We start from the raw sequence: 15,305 nt of genomic DNA, 5'->3' as shown, positions 1-15,305 counted from the left end.
CCCTCGGCGGTCCGTTTTTTTTGCTATAATAGATAGAGTTTGATTTGACGGAGAAAGGACGGATCATCATGTTTGACCGTTTAAGTGTATTAGAAGATCGTTACATGCAATTGAATGAAATGCTCGCCGATCCTGAGGTGCTCAGTGACTCGACGAAGTTGAGACAATATTCGAAAGAGCAGGCACAACTAGAAGAGACGGTACAGATGTATCGTCAGTATAAAGAGACAAGTCAGGCGTTCAAGGAAGCGAAATCGATGCTTGAAGACCGAACGCTCGACGCCGATATGCGTGAATTGGCAAAAGAAGAGATGAACCTCCTCGAGCCAGAAGTCAAAGAGCTAGAGGCGAAACTGCGGATTTTATTGCTTCCAAAAGACCCGAACGATGACAAGAACGTCATCGTCGAAGTCCGAGGGGCGGCAGGCGGAGACGAAGCGGCGCTCTTTGCGGGAGATTTGTATAAGATGTATACGCGATTTGCTGAACGTCAAAATTGGAAAGTGGAACTGATTGACGCGAACTATACCGAACTCGGTGGATTTAAAGAAGTGACGTTCATGATTAACGGGGCAGGCGCCTATTCAAAGCTCAAGTTTGAGAACGGAGCCCATCGTGTGCAACGGGTCCCGTCGACGGAATCGGGCGGACGAATCCATACGTCCACAGCAACGGTAGCCGTTCTCCCAGAGGCGGAGGATGTCGAAGTGCACATCGATATGAAGGACGTACGGGTCGATACGTTCACTTCATCTGGTCCAGGGGGGCAATCGGTCAACACGACGCAATCGGCTGTCCGTTTGACACACATCCCGTCAGGACTCGTCGTATCGTGCCAGGATGAGAAGTCGCAACATAAAAATAAAGACAAGGCGATGAAAGTCCTTCGGGCACGTCTCTATGACAAGATGCAAAGCGAACATATGGAAGAATTATCGGCACAGCGTAAATCGGCTGTCGGAACAGGTGACCGTTCCGAACGGATTCGCACGTATAACTTCCCGCAAAGTCGTGTCACAGATCATCGGATCGGCTTGACCCTTCAGAAGTTGGACCGTGTCCTAGCAGGCGAACTCGAAGATATTATCGACGCACTCATCATGGACGAACAGGCACGTCTGATGGAGGATGCGGAATGATGCGGATTGCCGCGCTACTTAAACAGACGGAAGAACGGCTAGTTGAAGCTGGGCGCGATCGTGCGGCTGCCGAGTGGTGGTTCATGCATGTGCTACAAGTCGACCGCACGGGTCTCCTCGTTCGTTTGTCGGATGAATTGTCCTCAGATGAAGCGGCACGTTTCGAGGCGGGAATCGAGCGTTTACTGATGGGAGAACCGGTACAGCACGTGATCGGACATGCTCCCTTTTACGGGCGTTCGTTTGAAGTGAACCGGGACGTGTTGATTCCGAGACCAGAAACAGAAGAATTGATTGATTGGGTACTTGGGCAACTTCGTCACGTGAAGGATGATGAGATTGTCGATGTCGGAACGGGAAGCGGAGCAATCGCAATCACGTTGAGCCTTGAGCTCGGAGTACGCGTGCAAACCGTTGATATTTCTCCGGAAGCAATAACGGTTGCAAAGCGGAATGCGACCGCTCTTGGTGCGAATGTACGATTTTATGAAGGCGACGGGCTCGCCCCGATTGCGGACCACTCGATTCGCGTCCTCGTATCAAATCCGCCCTATATCGAGGCGGATGAATTGTTGGATGAGACGGTCGTCGGCTACGAACCGCATCTTGCCCTCTTTGGAGGGAAAGATGGGCTCGACATGTATCGGCAATTGATTGCGGATTCGGTGCGCGTCTTACGTGCCGATTGGCATTTGATTGCGTTTGAAATCGGGTATAACCAAGGACAAGATGTGAAATCATTACTGTCTGAACGTTATCCTGAAGCAGAAACGGGTATTTTAAAAGATATAAACGGCAAGGACCGTATCGTCTATGCCGTAAGGGAAGGGATTGCGTATGGAAACGAAATGGATTAATTCGAATGAGATTGAAGAGGGGGTACGTCTTCTTCAAGCGGGTGAAATCATCGCCATGCCGACAGAAACCGTCTATGGTCTCGCTGGAGATGCCATGAACGATGTGGCAATTCGAAAGATTTTTGAGGCAAAAGGTCGTCCGTCGGATAACCCGCTCATCGTCCATATCGCTTCAATCGAACAAACGAGTTTGTTTGTCGATTCGATTCCTCCTGTTGCCAAACGCTTGATGGATGCGTTTTGGCCAGGCGCTTTGACGATCATCTTGCCTTCAAACGGACGAGCTTCTTCGCTCGTGACCGCGGGCCTCGATTCCATCGGGCTCCGGATGCCGAACCATCCGGCAGCACTCGAGTTGATTCGCAAGTCAGGGTTAGGACTTGCGGCTCCGAGTGCGAATCGTTCCGGACGACCGTCGCCGACGACCGCTCAACACGTCGCGGATGACTTGGACGGACGAATCGCAGGAATCGTGGATGGAGGTCCTACCGGAATCGGAGTCGAGTCAACCGTTGTGGATTGTACGGGTGACACGGTAACGATTTTACGACCAGGTGGTGTGACGCGAGAAGAAATGGAAGCCGTCATCGGACCGGTCGCCTTAGATGCCAATTTGAGTAACGATGAAGCCGCGCCACGATCGCCGGGAATGAAATACACGCACTATGCTCCGACAGCACCTGTTTTTTTAGTCGATGGCACACGTGAAGATCTGGAGCGTGTCATCGAGGAACGGAAGCAAGCGGGGTTGCGAATCGGTGCCCTCGTCTTCGACGAAAACCCGACACCGGCTGAGGTCACGCATTCACTTGGGACCTCGATGGAAGTGGCGGCACAACGCTTATACGATGCGCTTCGTCGATTTGATGAAACAGACGTGGATGAGATTTATGTGAACACGATTGAACCGGTCGGAGTCGCATTAGCCGTCTATAACCGTTTATACAAAGCGGCGGGCGGAAAGGTTGTGCACCCGACGAAAGATGCCTAAAGACATAGAGGAGGACACGCGATGTCAATGAAACGCGTATTATTCATATGTAGTGGCAACACGTGCCGAAGCCCGATGGCGATGGCCTTGCTCCGTTCGAAGATGACCGGGGACGAGTTTGATATTCGCTCAGCCGGTCTACGGACGATGCAAGGATTCGATGCTTCTGAAAATGCACTGCAAGTTCTCAGAGAACGTGGGATTGAGCTCGATCATGTCACCCAGACGTTCGATGAGGTGTTAGGGAATTGGGCGGATATCATCTTGACGATGACACGCGCACACCGTGAACAAATTCGGGATACATACCCGGATTTGTCTGAGCGGACGTACACGCTCTATGAATTCGTGACGGGGCTCGAACGGGACATCAACGATCCGTTCGGCGGTTCGATGAATGTGTATCGCCAGGTGCGAAACGAGCTCGAACCACTCGTGAATCGACTTGTGTTAAAATTAACGAATGATGGGTCAAAGGTGACGAAACCACCGAGACGCCTACCAAAGAAGACGGGGGAATGAACGAATGAAAATTGCAATTGGCGCTGATCATGGCGGCTTCAACTTGAAGAAAGAAATCGTAGCCTTGCTTGAGGAACTCGGACATGAGTATAAAGATTTCGGGACGCACTCAGCGGACTCGATTGACTACCCGGATGTGGCCATCCCGGTCGCAGAAGCGGTAGCGGCAGGTGAATTCGATCGTGGGATTTTGATTTGCGGTACGGGAATCGGAATCGGGATTGCGGCGAACAAAGTCAAAGGGATTCGTGCCGCACTCGTCCATGACTCATTCAGCGCGAAAGCGACACGTCAGCATAACGATTCGAACATCATGACGATGGGCGAGCGTGTCATCGGACCTGGTCTTGCACTCGACTTGGTGACGACGTGGCTCGATACGGACTTTGAAGGCGGTCGCCATTCAAACCGTGTCGACAAGATGAGTGCTTACGAATCGAAGTGAGTCAAATGAAGACGGAACTTCTCGGATTTTTGACGGAGCTTCACGAACGGTTTCCTTTGAATGATGAGCGCATTCTCGTCATCGGATGCTCGACGAGTGAAGTGCTCGGAAAAACGATTGGGAAGGCAGGTTCCATTGATGTCGCAAGCGAATTGATGGAAGCATTCCTTGAATTTAGAAAGAAGACAGGTGTCCATTTGGCGTTTCAAGGGTGTGAGCATATCAATCGTGCCCTCACCGTTGAGCGCCGGACACTCAAACAGTTCGGTCTCACAGAAGTGACGGTCGTCCCGATCCGGTCCGCGGGCGGAGCGATGTCAGAGAAGGCTTATGCCAACTTTGATGAACCATGTGTCGTCGAATCGATTCAAGCAGATGCCGGGATTGATATCGGCTCGACATTGATTGGGATGCATTTGAAACCGGTCGCGATACCGGTTCGGTTATCATCGAAGCATCTCGGAGAGGCGTACGTCACGTTCGCAGTCACGAGACCGAAACTGATTGGTGGGCCACGGGCTCAGTATCCAAATAAATGAAGAAAGCATCGCATTTAGGTTTTTCGACCGAATGCGATGCTTTTTTGTTCAAATTATAAATCTTCTCCAAAAAGATAGGAGATGACCATCGGGAAACGCTCACGCCAGGCGAGCTCGTTGTGAACTCCTTCTTCAATCACTTCGAATCGGATGTGTTCGACCTTGTCTTTTAACAAGTTGTACACGCGTTCGCTCGACTCACGATACATCTCGTTCGTCGGTCCATTTTCGATCGGTTCCTCGACTTCTTTTGCGCCGACGTCCAAGTAAAGACGCTCGACGCCCTTCAAATCGCTCGCTTCAATCAATTGTTCCAGCTCGGTTTGGTTGAACCAAAATGCAGAGGACAGGGAAGCGACGCGCTTGAAGATGTCTGGATACACACAGGCGGCATACACCGAGATGAGTCCACCCATCGAACTCCCCATCATCGCTGTCGCTTCCGGGATCGTCCGATAGTCGGCATCGATTTGAGGTTTCAATTCCTGCGCGATGTATTCGATATAGGCGGAACCTTGCCCGCCGAGCACGATGTCACGACCGAGCAAGCTCTCCCCGATATAAGGGTTTTCCCATGGTCCATACTCATCGAGTCGTTGTTCGCCTGGTGCACTATCGAGGGCGACGACAATCAAGTCACGCTTCGAGGCGTCTAAATATTCACCGACGCGCCAGCTCATGTTGTAGCTCGCATCCTCGTCAGCAAAACAGTTTTGTCCGTCGTGCATGTAGAGGACCGGATATCGTTTTTCGGACGTCTCATAGTCGGCAGGTGTGTAGATTCGGACCGTTCGTGTCCGTTCGAACGGTGTGATCGTCAGTTCTTTTGTCTCAATCATAAGTGGCCTCCTCACAGTTACATTCTTATTAATGATACCCAACTTTTCATCAGATTATTGCGATACCCAAAAAAACAAGCATGTGGTACGATGGGGGTGTTGATTTTTAGACATTTAGAGGGGGTCTTCACATGGTAAACACGACGAAGTTGAAAGTGCAGGATGCGGAATTATTTGAGGCAATGCAACACGAGCTCGGTCGTCAGCGCGACAACATCGAACTCATCGCTTCAGAAAACTTTGTTTCAGAAGCGGTCATGGAAGCGCAAGGAGGCGTATTGACGAACAAATATGCCGAAGGATATCCGGGACGCCGCTATTACGGTGGCTGTGAGTTTGTCGACGTTGCTGAGAACTTGGCGCGTGACCGTGCGAAAGAATTGTTCGGTGCAGAACATGCGAACGTACAACCACACTCGGGTGCACAAGCGAACATGGCGGTCTACTTCACGGTGCTTGAAGCAGGAGATACGGTTCTCGGAATGAACTTGTCTCATGGTGGTCACTTGACGCACGGTAGCCCGGTCAACTTCTCAGGTGTGCAATATAACTTCGTCGAATATGGTGTAGACAAAGAGACAGAACACATCGATTACGACGTCGTCGCTGCACTTGCGAAGGAACATAAGCCGAAATTGATTGTTGCGGGAGCATCGGCATATCCACGTACAATCGACTTCGCGAAGTTCCGTGAGATCGCGGACAGTGTCGATGCTTATCTTATGGTCGATATGGCGCACATCGCCGGACTCGTGGCAGCAGGTCTGCATCCGAACCCGGTCGAACATGCGCATTTCGTCACGACGACGACGCACAAGACGCTCCGTGGACCACGTGGAGGGATGATTCTTTGTAAAGAAGAGTTCGCCAAAGCGATCGATAAGTCGATTTTCCCAGGGATTCAAGGAGGACCGCTCATGCACGTCATCGCGGCAAAAGCGGTCGCGTTCGGTGAGGCACTCCAACCGGAATTCAAAGATTACCAACGTCAAGTCATTGCGAATGCACAAGCACTTGCGGCAGGCCTTGAAGAAGAGGGACTTCGAATCGTATCGGGCGGAACGGACAATCACCTCTTGCTCGTCGATCTTCGAGGAATCGACATCACAGGTAAAGCAGCTGAGCATGCATTGGATGCAGCAGGAATCACGGTCAATAAAAACACGATTCCATTCGACCCGGCATCACCGTTTGTCACAAGCGGAATCCGTCTTGGAACGGCTGCGATGACGACTCGTGGTTTCAAAGAAGCGGATATGAAAGAAGTGGCACGTCTCATCGGGCGTGTGCTCAAACAACATGAAGACGAGGCGGTAATCGCGGAAGCACTTCAAGACGTGCGATCGTTAACGGCGAAGTTCCCGCTTTACCCTGAACGAGGCTGAGTCAATGGATATTCGGACACTAGCAGAACGAGAGCTATCCGAACTTCCATTGTTCGATATGACAGAATGGTTGGCTCGTAAAGGGGAATACGATCCTTCTTTCCGTCTTGTCGCCAGTGAGTTCGGTGTCATCACGACGCTCCTCGACCATGGCTATTATGAAGAAGCGAGCGAACGAATCGTGCCGCTCCTCGGGATGAAAGTGCCTGCTGCTTTCCATCGACTAGGTCTTGCGCTAGAAGTGAAGGCGAACGGAAAAAAAGCGGCCAAGCGCCGCTTTCGTTCGTTCTCGTCGGCTGTCATCCAACATTCGGATTTAGCCGAATGGCGACAGGCGTTCAAGTTCGATAAGAAATGGCTCGGACTCCCGCTTGTCGTTGGTCTTGCAGCTGTAGCGCTCGTATTTTGGCCAGATTCCGAACCGCCGGTCGTCACGCCGGACGAACCGGACGAAGTCGTTGTCGAGACGGTGACAGAAGAAGAAGCGCTCGCGGAACGTCTTGAAGAACTCGAGGCAGAAGTCGCCCGACTCGAAGAAGAGAATGAGAAACTTCAAGATTCGGACGAACAGAAGCCAGAGGAATCGACTGAAGAAGCACCGGACACCTCAACGGATGTCGTACCGCTGGCTGAGGTAGAATCACTCGTCCAAGACAAACAGTATGAAAAAGCCGACCGCCTATTAGACGGGAACGCGAAAGTCGGACAAGAACAAGCAGTTGGATTTTATCGACTTCTTGTCGACAATAAGTTAGGACAAGCAGACATTGCGGACTATGCGGCTTATCTCGAGTCGTATCCGGAATCCGGTTATAAGGCGGATGTCCTTTGGATGAAAGGGATTGCCGAGAAAAAAGCGAATGACCCGGCTTATCGTGAAACATTGACGACCGTTTCAGAGATGGAAGGGACGTATTGGGCACCGATTGCGAAGTCCGTGCTCGAAGAGTAAGGTGCTACATGAGTAGCGCCTTTTCTCATGAAATTCTAATGAAGTACACCACGATTTCTCGTTTTCCTGTCGTATGATTTGAGGTAGGAGGGATGCGTGTATGAAACGTGTAATGAAAACCATTGGAACAACTTTATTGGCGATCGGACTTATGGGAATCGGACTTGCCGGATTTTTATTCTTCACTTCACCTGGACAAGCTAGCCTGTCGCAACTATCGCTAGCGGCGCTGCAAGTCGAACAGCAGATGGAACAAGTCGATACGAAGTGGGATGAATGGGAAGATGATTTAGAAAGACGAATCGAGCAAGCCATTCCGGAAGGCGTTCGTCTGTTTTTTGCGGATTGAATTCGGGAAATGAATAACGGTACGTCGAGCGAACCGCTCGGCGTTTTTTCAAAGGAGTGAGCAGGATGCAGACGATTCTCGTCGTAGAAGATGATTCGAAGATTGCGCGATTACTGGAGTTGGAATTGAAGCATGCGGGATATGCGGTCATGGTGGCGACAGACGGTCGTACCGGTTTGGAACGAGCTCTCGCTGACGATGTCGACCTCGTGTTGCTTGACGTGATGTTACCTCAAATGAGTGGACTCGAGGTGGTCCGTCGTCTGAAAGAAGAGCGACCTTTGTTACCCGTTCTGATGGTGACGGCCCGTGGCGATCGATACGATAAAGTGAGTGGACTCGATCTTGGCGCAGATGATTACATCACAAAACCATTTGAAATAGAAGAAGTGCTCGCACGGATTCGGGCATTTTTACGAATGCGCCAGCTTGTTCGTCAAGACCATTCCGAACAGGTGTTGACATATGAGACATTGACTGTCGACGTGAATCGTCATGAAGTATATTGTGACGGAAAGAAAGTAGAGTTGACTCGACGTGAGTTTGACTTGTTGGTTTTCTTTTTAGAGAATCCGGAGCGAGTTTTGACGCGTGACCAACTCGTCGAACACGTGTGGGGATTCGACTATTATGGGGATACGAACGTCGTGGACGTGTATGTCCGATACGTCAGGAAAAAATTGACCGGCTCTTGGATTCAAACGGTTCGCGGTGTCGGCTATATGTTGAAGCGTGGTGAGTGACCGATGCTACGAACAAAGATTGCGTGGGCGATGACAGGGTTTATGCTGTTGCTTCTTCTCGTCTCCTTTGGCGTGACCTGGTTCGTCGCCAGACAGGAAATTGTCGATTCGCGTTTTGACGTGTTACTGCAGGCGTTGAATCTCTTGGAAGAAGATGTCCGGAATAGCGATGCGGTATTGTCGCTTCATGAGGACAGTGTCGTGTTAGAACGTCAAGAAAACGGCGAATGGGGAATCATCGCAGGAGAAGTGCCAGACGGAACGACGTTTCCCATCAATTACGGGGAACCGGCCCTCATCGATGATTGGTTTGTGGTCGCGACGACGGATGGACTAGCGTTCGGCTTTCAGGATCGAGATGTGAGCAATACGATTCAAGCGCTCGCAACCATTTTTCTCGTCATGTTCTTCCTTGCCGTTCTCTTGACGTTCCTCGGGACGTGGTGGATTTTACGTCAAGGTCTGTCACCGTTACGCCGATTGACAGAAACGATGGAACGGATCACGGAGTCCGGTAAGTTAGAGACAATCGAAGTGGCTGACCGAAAGGATGAAGTGACGACTCTTTCGGACGGATTTAATCATATGATCGAGCGAGTCGAAGGGACGATGGAGCAACAACGTCGTTTCGTCGCCGATGTTTCACATGAACTCAAGACACCGTTGACCGTCATCGAGGGCTATGCGAAGTTATTGCAACGGTGGGGACAAGAAGATGAGAGTGTACGTGCCGAAGCGATTGACCATATTTTAACGGAGTCGCGTCAAATGCGACATGATTTGATTGAACCGATGCTCGAATTGAATCGATTTGCTGCACTCGAACAGGTAGAGCGAGAAGAAATCGATTTAGCTGAACTTGGGGAATCAATAGGGGAACGTTTTTTGCGGTCGCACGGCGTCCATTTACCTATTGAAGCTACAGGAAGCTGGTTTGGTCATCGTGAGTCGTTACAGCGGATTCTTGTCATCCTATTAGACAATAGTTTGAAGTATGCGGAAGAGACGAGCCTTCATTTGAAGAGTGATCGAATTGAGGTACGCGATCGAGGACCCGTTCTAACGGATGATGTGAGGAATCGGCTGTTCGATCGATTCTACCGATTAGATGAAGCGCGCGATCGCAGTGGGAGCGGTCTTGGTCTCGCGATTGCGAAAGAAGTGGCGGACTTGAATGAGTGGACGATAGGAAGTAGATCGAATCATCCGGATGGCAGTATATTTTTCCTGACTCGATGATGAATATTTCGCATTTTCTCATCAACTTCTAATGAAGCCTTAAATATGCTCTCACGGAAGAGGCTTATGATGAAAATAAGAAGAACACATCATGAGGAGGAAACAAACATGAAACGCATCGGTTGGATTATCGGCGCATTATTAGCTGTCATGGCAATTGTTGGAATTGGATTTTACGTAAACGGGAATCAGACGGATACGGTCATTGTTCCACAAGCAATCAATCAAGCGAGTGACGATCGATCGACGGACAACCCAGATGACCCTGCTACATCGGATGGCTCAAGTAGCGCATCAGATGATTCGTCAGCAGCGCGAGTGGGAGATGGAGACGACTATAAACTATACGGGACGCTCGTGAAGTTATCGAAAGAAGATGTCACCATCAGCTTCAACGGAAAAGAGTCGACATACCCTTTAGCGGCGACACATGAAATCGATGACGATACACCGCAAGTGGGTGACCGGGTAAAACTCGAATTGAACCGAGATGATGAAGTGAAGGAAGTGGACCGTGAGAGTGGTGATGATGATGCGTATATTTACGGCACGCTCGTCAAACTCACAAATCAAGAAGTCACGATTAAGATCGATGGGAAAGACAACGTATATCCACTTGCCGCACGTTCTGAAATCGATGATGACACCCCGCGTGTCGGCGACTTTGTCAAACTTGAACTAAATCAAGATGGGGCGGTCATTGAAGTCGACCGTGAATCGGAGGACGACCAGAATGAACAAGATGATTCTTCGCAGGACGACTCATCTCAAGATGACTCACCTGAAGATGAGCGAGAAAACGACTGATGGTGTAACGAAAAGGACTAATCTTTTGATGGATTAGTTCTTTTTTTGTGGCTAGACGTTGAGGCATAAAATGGATTGGACCGCTTTTATCAAATCATCAGAAACGTAATAATTCTGAAATCATCACAAAAATAGGTTATATGTTATGATGTACAAGAAAAATTTAGGTGGTTTCCACCTAATTGGGAATGAGGAGGGACATCAATGCGTACGTATTGGGGAATCTTACTCAGTTGTATCTTGTTGAGTGGATGTGGTGCCGAGACGTTGAACGCAATCGAATTACGTCCTTTGTCTTCCTATCGAGTCGAGCAAGATCCTGAGATACTATTAACGAAACAAACACAAGAGAAACTGCTTACATACTGTGAGCGTCGTCCGACAGATGTCTTGCCCGAGCGACGAGCCATGGTGGCGGAAGTGACGTTTCATCATCCGCTCTATGAAGTACTCGGCTCCAAAACAGTGAAATATTTTGCAGCGGGAGATGAACGGTACCTCACTTGTGCGAACAGCAATGAGTTGATGGAGCGAACATTTGCTGTGGAGCCCATTCAAGCGTATGAAGCGCTTGAGCCAGAGCGGTTTCAAGAGTCGAACGTAGTTTCGACGATTGAGTTTGAGCGTATCGACGAACTTAAAGCGGTGACCAGTACGTTCAACTTGAACGAGACGCATGAAGAAGTGATATCCGATTCAGTTTTTCGTTATAAGACGCCAGATACGGGGGCAATCTATGTGACGTTCGAGACGATTCGAAACGGACGCACACTTGACCCAATCATTGAACCAAAACTATACCCGTTTCAAAGCGGAGAAAATGAAGGGTATGTCTTCTTGACGAGGCGGGCCGATGATCGTCTCACCCTACAAATCGGAGAGGCGTCCTCGCTCAAACAACTCGTCCTACCGAATATATATGAGGCTCCTTATATGAAAGTCGATCCGAAAGAAGAGATTTCACTAAAGGGAAATCATCGCGAACTCATGAAACGCATCATCTTATCGGACCGACCGATTGAAGGGGATGTGGCTGAAGAGACGTCGTTATCGTTATCGAAAACATATGGAACGGTCCTTGAAATTTGGGGACATGTCCGCCGTCCTGTGACAAACAAGATGTCCACTCGCCCCGCCGAAGGGGAAACGCGCTTGGCCGTTTTTGAATCGGATCAAGATACAATCTGGCTAGACGGACCAAAAACGCAAGAGTTGTTTGACGCCTTGTCTCATATTCAGCCGCATGAAAAAACGTCTACAGCTGTCAAAATCGGAGACTTGCATCTGTATGAAGAATTGACCGAGCAATCCTTTGATGTATGGAAAACGGAAACAGAACTCTATTTAGTCAATCAACACACATCACAATCGTATGAACTTCCGGCCAATGACTATTTCCAAATCAATCAGCTATAAATGGCGTCTGACCTTTGAAAAATTAGAAGTTGGCTCTACCCATCTCAACAGACTTAGGGTACAATGCTCGAGAGAGAATGAGAGAGGAGTGAAGCAAGATGGGAAAAGTGCATGTTTATGACCATCCTTTGATTCAGCACAAAATGACGATTATGCGTAAAGTAGAGACGGGGACGAAGCAGTTCCGTGAACTCGTCGACGAAGTTTCTTCACTTATGGCATACGAAATCACGCGCAGCCTACCCCTAACAGACGTAAAAATCGAGACACCGGTCTCTGTTTCCACGCAAAAGATGATTGCCGGCAAGAAATTGGGAATCGTCCCTATTTTACGTGCAGGACTTGGTATGGTGGATGGGTTCCTCAAAATGATGCCGAACGTAAAAGTCGGTCATATCGGTCTTTACCGTGATCCGGAAACGCTTGAGCCACACGAATACTACTTGAAACTTCCGACAGACGTCACAGAACGCGACTTTATCGTCGTTGACCCGATGCTCGCGACTGGTGGTTCTGCTGTTGATGCGATCGCATCACTCAAGAAACATGGAGCGAAGTCAATCAAGTTGGCATGCCTCTGTGCAGCACCAGAAGGCGTAGAACGTGTACAAGCAGAACATCCGGATGTAGAGATTTATCTTGCTGCACTCGATGAAAAATTAAATGACCACGGTTATATCGTTCCTGGACTTGGGGATGCGGGTGACCGTTTGTTTGGTACGAAGTAATGACTTAAAAGCGAGAATCGCCTGTGCGATTTTCGCTTTTTTTGACGAATGACACGAAAAATATTTATCATTTACAGATGTCACAAAATAGACACAAAACGAGAGCGAGAAGAATGACGAACGAGGATGGAATATATCTATTCTTTCTTATTTAAATAGAATTCTGCTATTTCGGATAGGTAACCAGTGGTGAGGAAGCGATTTTGAACCGGATGAGATTCCTCACAAAAAAATGGGCGAAATCGCTCGACATGGTAAAAACATCCTCGGTATACTGATACAGGACGTTGAAAACGATTTCAAAATGAAGTCAACCGACGTTTCGTAATTCTTTGTGAACGTAAGCGTTTACCGATTGAATTTTCCAAAACGTGGGGGTATAACTGAACTATTCTTCATCTGATTCCGTTTGTGAAATGTTATAAAGTCAACATTTTTATTTCAACGTTTCTTCACACTTTCTTTAAAAAGTGCCTCGATCGTTTAGTTTGTGAAGTGCGTAAAACTATTGATACGACTTGATTTAAAGCGCTTTTATAATTGTGAAATTCATTGACTTCTTATGCCATTTCTATTACTCTGAACTTGTGTGACTTTTGATGGTCACGCGAGTGTGAATTCGTAAAGAATAAGGAAGCACGTGAGACTCGAAAGGGGGGGTTGGATGGCGAAAAAAGACAATCGTTATCTATCCTATGCCTCGCTCGCTTCACAAATCTCGACAGCACTTGCTGGACCGATTGTCATCGGTTATCTCGTCGGACAGTACGGCGAAAGACGTGAATTTTGGGGCACGTTTGGTTGGAATGTGTCGATTATCCTTGGACTCGTGTTCGGGGTTACGGCGCTAGTTCTCACCCTTCGGAGTTTATTGACAGGAGAGGACGAATGAATACGATTCAAGCAGACAGAAAAGCACAAAAAGAGTTGATGAAGCGTTATACGAAATGGTTTACCATATGGTTTGCAATTTTGTTAGTTGGCGCCTTCATCGTCCCGATGTACAAAGCCGTTTTTCTCGGATTGTTCATCGGTGGGGTCGGAAGTCTCATCATTCTACATATGCAGAATCGAAGTGTCATACGCATGTATGACGTCATCGAACATGGACGACGACCAAAGTCGCACGGGACCGTTTCAAGAATGGCGGTCGGTGCGTTAGCAGTGATAGTCGGTCTTCTCTACGAGGATCGAGTGTCCGTCATCGCGGTGGTAACTGGTCTAATCGCCGGCCACATCATACAATTTGGCGAGTTTACACTTGCCCAGCTCAGCAGGAAAAGAGGTGAATATTAATGGGTCATGAGTTTCCCACATATTCTCTGCACTTTGGGGACTATACGTTATACGGGAGCTGGACGAACGTCATTACAGTGTTAATAGCAGCGTTACTCGTCTTCGTATTCGCCATCTGGGGAACAAGACGTTTAGCTATGAAGCCGACTGGCAAACAAAACTTCATGGAATTCTTCGCGGAGTTCGTGCGTGGAATCATCGCAAGTGCGATGGACTGGAAGACAGGAGGACGCTTTATCGGATTTGGGATGACGTTGATTTTGTTCATTCTCTTCTCAAACTTGATGGGTCTACCGTTTAACGTCATTTCCGGACACTATCTGTGGTTCAACTCACCGACGGCCGATCCTTACGTAACCTTGGCGTTGTCGACACTCGTCGTTGCAATGTCGCACTATTACGGGGTGAAGCTACACGGGTTCAAGCACTATTCAGCGGAATTCGTAAAACCAGTCTGGTTCTTGCTTCCGATCAAATTGATCGAGGAGTTTGCGAACACGTTGACACTCGGTTTGCGTCTATACGGTAACATCTTTGCCGGTGAAATCATGATTACCATCATCTTGGGACTCGCGATTACAGCCGAAGGCGCACTCAACCCGCTCGGTGCAATCTTTGCGGTCTTCCCAATGATTCTATGGCAAGGTTTCTCAATCTTTATCGGGGTTATCCAATCCTACATTTTCCTGACGCTTGCAATGGTGTACATCGGGCACAAAGCTTCGGCCGAACATTGATTCGGACATCTCGCCAAAGCGTTACAATCAAATTATTTACTTAACTTTTAGGAGGAATATACACAATGGAACAACTTAATCTTCTCGCAACAGCACTTGTTATCGGACTTGGAGCACTCGCAGCTGGTATCGGTAACGGTTTGATCGTATACGGAACAGTACAAGGACAAGCACGTCAACCAGAACTCAAAAACGAACTTCGTCAAACAATGTTCATCGGTATCGGTTTGGTTGAGGCCCTCCCGATCATCGGTGTGGCTGTCGGTTTCCTTCTCCTCAACTCTTGATTCCGAGTTAACGAGAATAGCATGAGAGGGAGCA

The 15,305-nt window shown here is 48.8% G+C and carries 19 protein-coding genes; 18 read left to right on the top strand and 1 reads right to left on the bottom strand.

Features of this window, described 5'->3' with window-relative positions:
• Positions 1-68 precede the first annotated feature (68 nt).
• From prfA to KNO73_RS09280, 6 genes are read left to right on the top strand one after another with little or no spacing between them, the layout of a single operon-like run.
• Positions 69-1,139 carry a peptide chain release factor 1 gene (gene prfA, locus KNO73_RS09305; RefSeq protein WP_031422224.1) on the top strand — a complete coding sequence of 357 codons (1,071 nt, stop codon included), beginning with the start codon at positions 69-71 and terminating at the stop codon, positions 1,137-1,139.
• Positions 1,139-1,996, top strand: coding sequence for a peptide chain release factor N(5)-glutamine methyltransferase (gene prmC, locus KNO73_RS09300; RefSeq protein WP_214730675.1), 858 nt, complete (start codon positions 1,139-1,141; stop codon positions 1,994-1,996). Before prfA ends, prmC begins: the two co-directional genes overlap by 1 nt.
• On the top strand, positions 1,977-2,987 hold the full coding sequence (locus KNO73_RS09295; RefSeq protein WP_214686016.1) for an L-threonylcarbamoyladenylate synthase: 1,011 nt from the start codon (positions 1,977-1,979) through the stop codon (positions 2,985-2,987). The genes prmC and KNO73_RS09295 overlap by 20 nt, the downstream gene beginning before the upstream one ends.
• Before the next feature lie 21 nt (positions 2,988-3,008).
• On the top strand, positions 3,009-3,509 hold the full coding sequence (locus KNO73_RS09290; protein ID WP_012727381.1) for a low molecular weight protein arginine phosphatase: 501 nt from the start codon (positions 3,009-3,011) through the stop codon (positions 3,507-3,509).
• Positions 3,510-3,513: 4 nt separating this feature from the next.
• Positions 3,514-3,954 (top strand): ribose 5-phosphate isomerase B, encoded by a 441-nt coding sequence (gene rpiB / locus KNO73_RS09285; protein ID WP_012727380.1) that lies wholly within the window; start codon positions 3,514-3,516, stop codon positions 3,952-3,954.
• Between the two features lie 5 nt (positions 3,955-3,959).
• Positions 3,960-4,493, top strand: a complete 534-nt coding sequence (locus KNO73_RS09280) for a TIGR01440 family protein (protein ID WP_201302252.1) — start codon at positions 3,960-3,962, stop codon at positions 4,491-4,493.
• A 53-nt stretch (positions 4,494-4,546) separates the two neighbouring features.
• Here KNO73_RS09280 and KNO73_RS09275 read toward each other — a convergent pair whose 3' ends face one another.
• Positions 4,547-5,332: an alpha/beta hydrolase gene (locus KNO73_RS09275; protein WP_214734523.1), complete on the bottom strand. Its 786-nt coding sequence runs from the start codon at positions 5,330-5,332 to the stop codon at positions 4,547-4,549.
• Between the two features lie 131 nt (positions 5,333-5,463).
• Here KNO73_RS09275 and glyA point away from each other — a divergent pair, with 131 nt between their 5' ends.
• The 12 genes from glyA (at position 5,464) to atpE (ending at position 15,271) form a co-directional block, all read left to right on the top strand.
• Entirely contained in the window at positions 5,464-6,717 is a 1,254-nt protein-coding gene (gene glyA, locus KNO73_RS09270) for a serine hydroxymethyltransferase (RefSeq protein WP_031422243.1), read from the top strand.
• Between the two features lie 4 nt (positions 6,718-6,721).
• On the top strand, positions 6,722-7,669 hold the full coding sequence (locus KNO73_RS09265) for a hypothetical protein (RefSeq protein ID WP_214730234.1): 948 nt from the start codon (positions 6,722-6,724) through the stop codon (positions 7,667-7,669).
• 100 nt (positions 7,670-7,769) lie between these two features.
• Entirely contained in the window at positions 7,770-8,018 is a 249-nt protein-coding gene (locus tag KNO73_RS09260) for a hypothetical protein (protein WP_214686029.1), read from the top strand.
• A gap of 65 nt (positions 8,019-8,083) precedes the next feature.
• Positions 8,084-8,761, top strand: coding sequence for a response regulator transcription factor (locus KNO73_RS09255; protein ID WP_211782232.1), 678 nt, complete (start codon positions 8,084-8,086; stop codon positions 8,759-8,761).
• Between the two features lie 3 nt (positions 8,762-8,764).
• Entirely contained in the window at positions 8,765-10,000 is a 1,236-nt protein-coding gene (locus tag KNO73_RS09250; protein WP_214730235.1) for a sensor histidine kinase, read from the top strand.
• A 108-nt stretch (positions 10,001-10,108) separates the two neighbouring features.
• The gene (locus KNO73_RS09245) at positions 10,109-10,807 is read left to right on the top strand and encodes a hypothetical protein (protein WP_078147664.1); all 699 of its coding nucleotides are present in this window, start codon (positions 10,109-10,111) and stop codon (positions 10,805-10,807) included.
• 204 nt (positions 10,808-11,011) lie between these two features.
• The gene (locus tag KNO73_RS09240; protein WP_215112370.1) at positions 11,012-12,223 is read left to right on the top strand and encodes a hypothetical protein; all 1,212 of its coding nucleotides are present in this window, start codon (positions 11,012-11,014) and stop codon (positions 12,221-12,223) included.
• A 98-nt stretch (positions 12,224-12,321) separates the two neighbouring features.
• Positions 12,322-12,951, top strand: coding sequence for a uracil phosphoribosyltransferase (gene upp / locus KNO73_RS09235; protein WP_214686037.1), 630 nt, complete (start codon positions 12,322-12,324; stop codon positions 12,949-12,951).
• A gap of 664 nt (positions 12,952-13,615) precedes the next feature.
• A complete protein-coding gene (locus KNO73_RS09230) occupies positions 13,616-13,843 on the top strand; it encodes a hypothetical protein (RefSeq protein ID WP_012727363.1) in 228 nt (75 codons plus the stop codon).
• Complete coding sequence (locus tag KNO73_RS09225; RefSeq protein WP_074035722.1) at positions 13,840-14,247, top strand: ATP synthase subunit I; 408 nt, start codon at positions 13,840-13,842, stop codon at positions 14,245-14,247. Before KNO73_RS09230 ends, KNO73_RS09225 begins: the two co-directional genes overlap by 4 nt.
• Positions 14,247-14,984: a F0F1 ATP synthase subunit A gene (atpB, locus tag KNO73_RS09220; RefSeq protein ID WP_074035878.1), complete on the top strand. Its 738-nt coding sequence runs from the start codon at positions 14,247-14,249 to the stop codon at positions 14,982-14,984. The genes KNO73_RS09225 and atpB overlap by 1 nt, the downstream gene beginning before the upstream one ends.
• Positions 14,985-15,049: 65 nt before the next feature.
• Positions 15,050-15,271, top strand: a complete 222-nt coding sequence (gene atpE, locus KNO73_RS09215; protein WP_012727360.1) for a F0F1 ATP synthase subunit C — start codon at positions 15,050-15,052, stop codon at positions 15,269-15,271.
• Positions 15,272-15,305 lie beyond the last annotated feature (34 nt).

The organism is Exiguobacterium sp. s83 (assembly GCF_018617095.1).
In the GTDB taxonomy this organism is placed as follows: Bacteria; Bacillota; Bacilli; order Exiguobacteriales; family Exiguobacteriaceae; genus Exiguobacterium; species Exiguobacterium profundum.
Note: the sequence above shows the minus strand (reverse complement) of the source record. Positions and strands in the feature narration are given on the sequence as shown.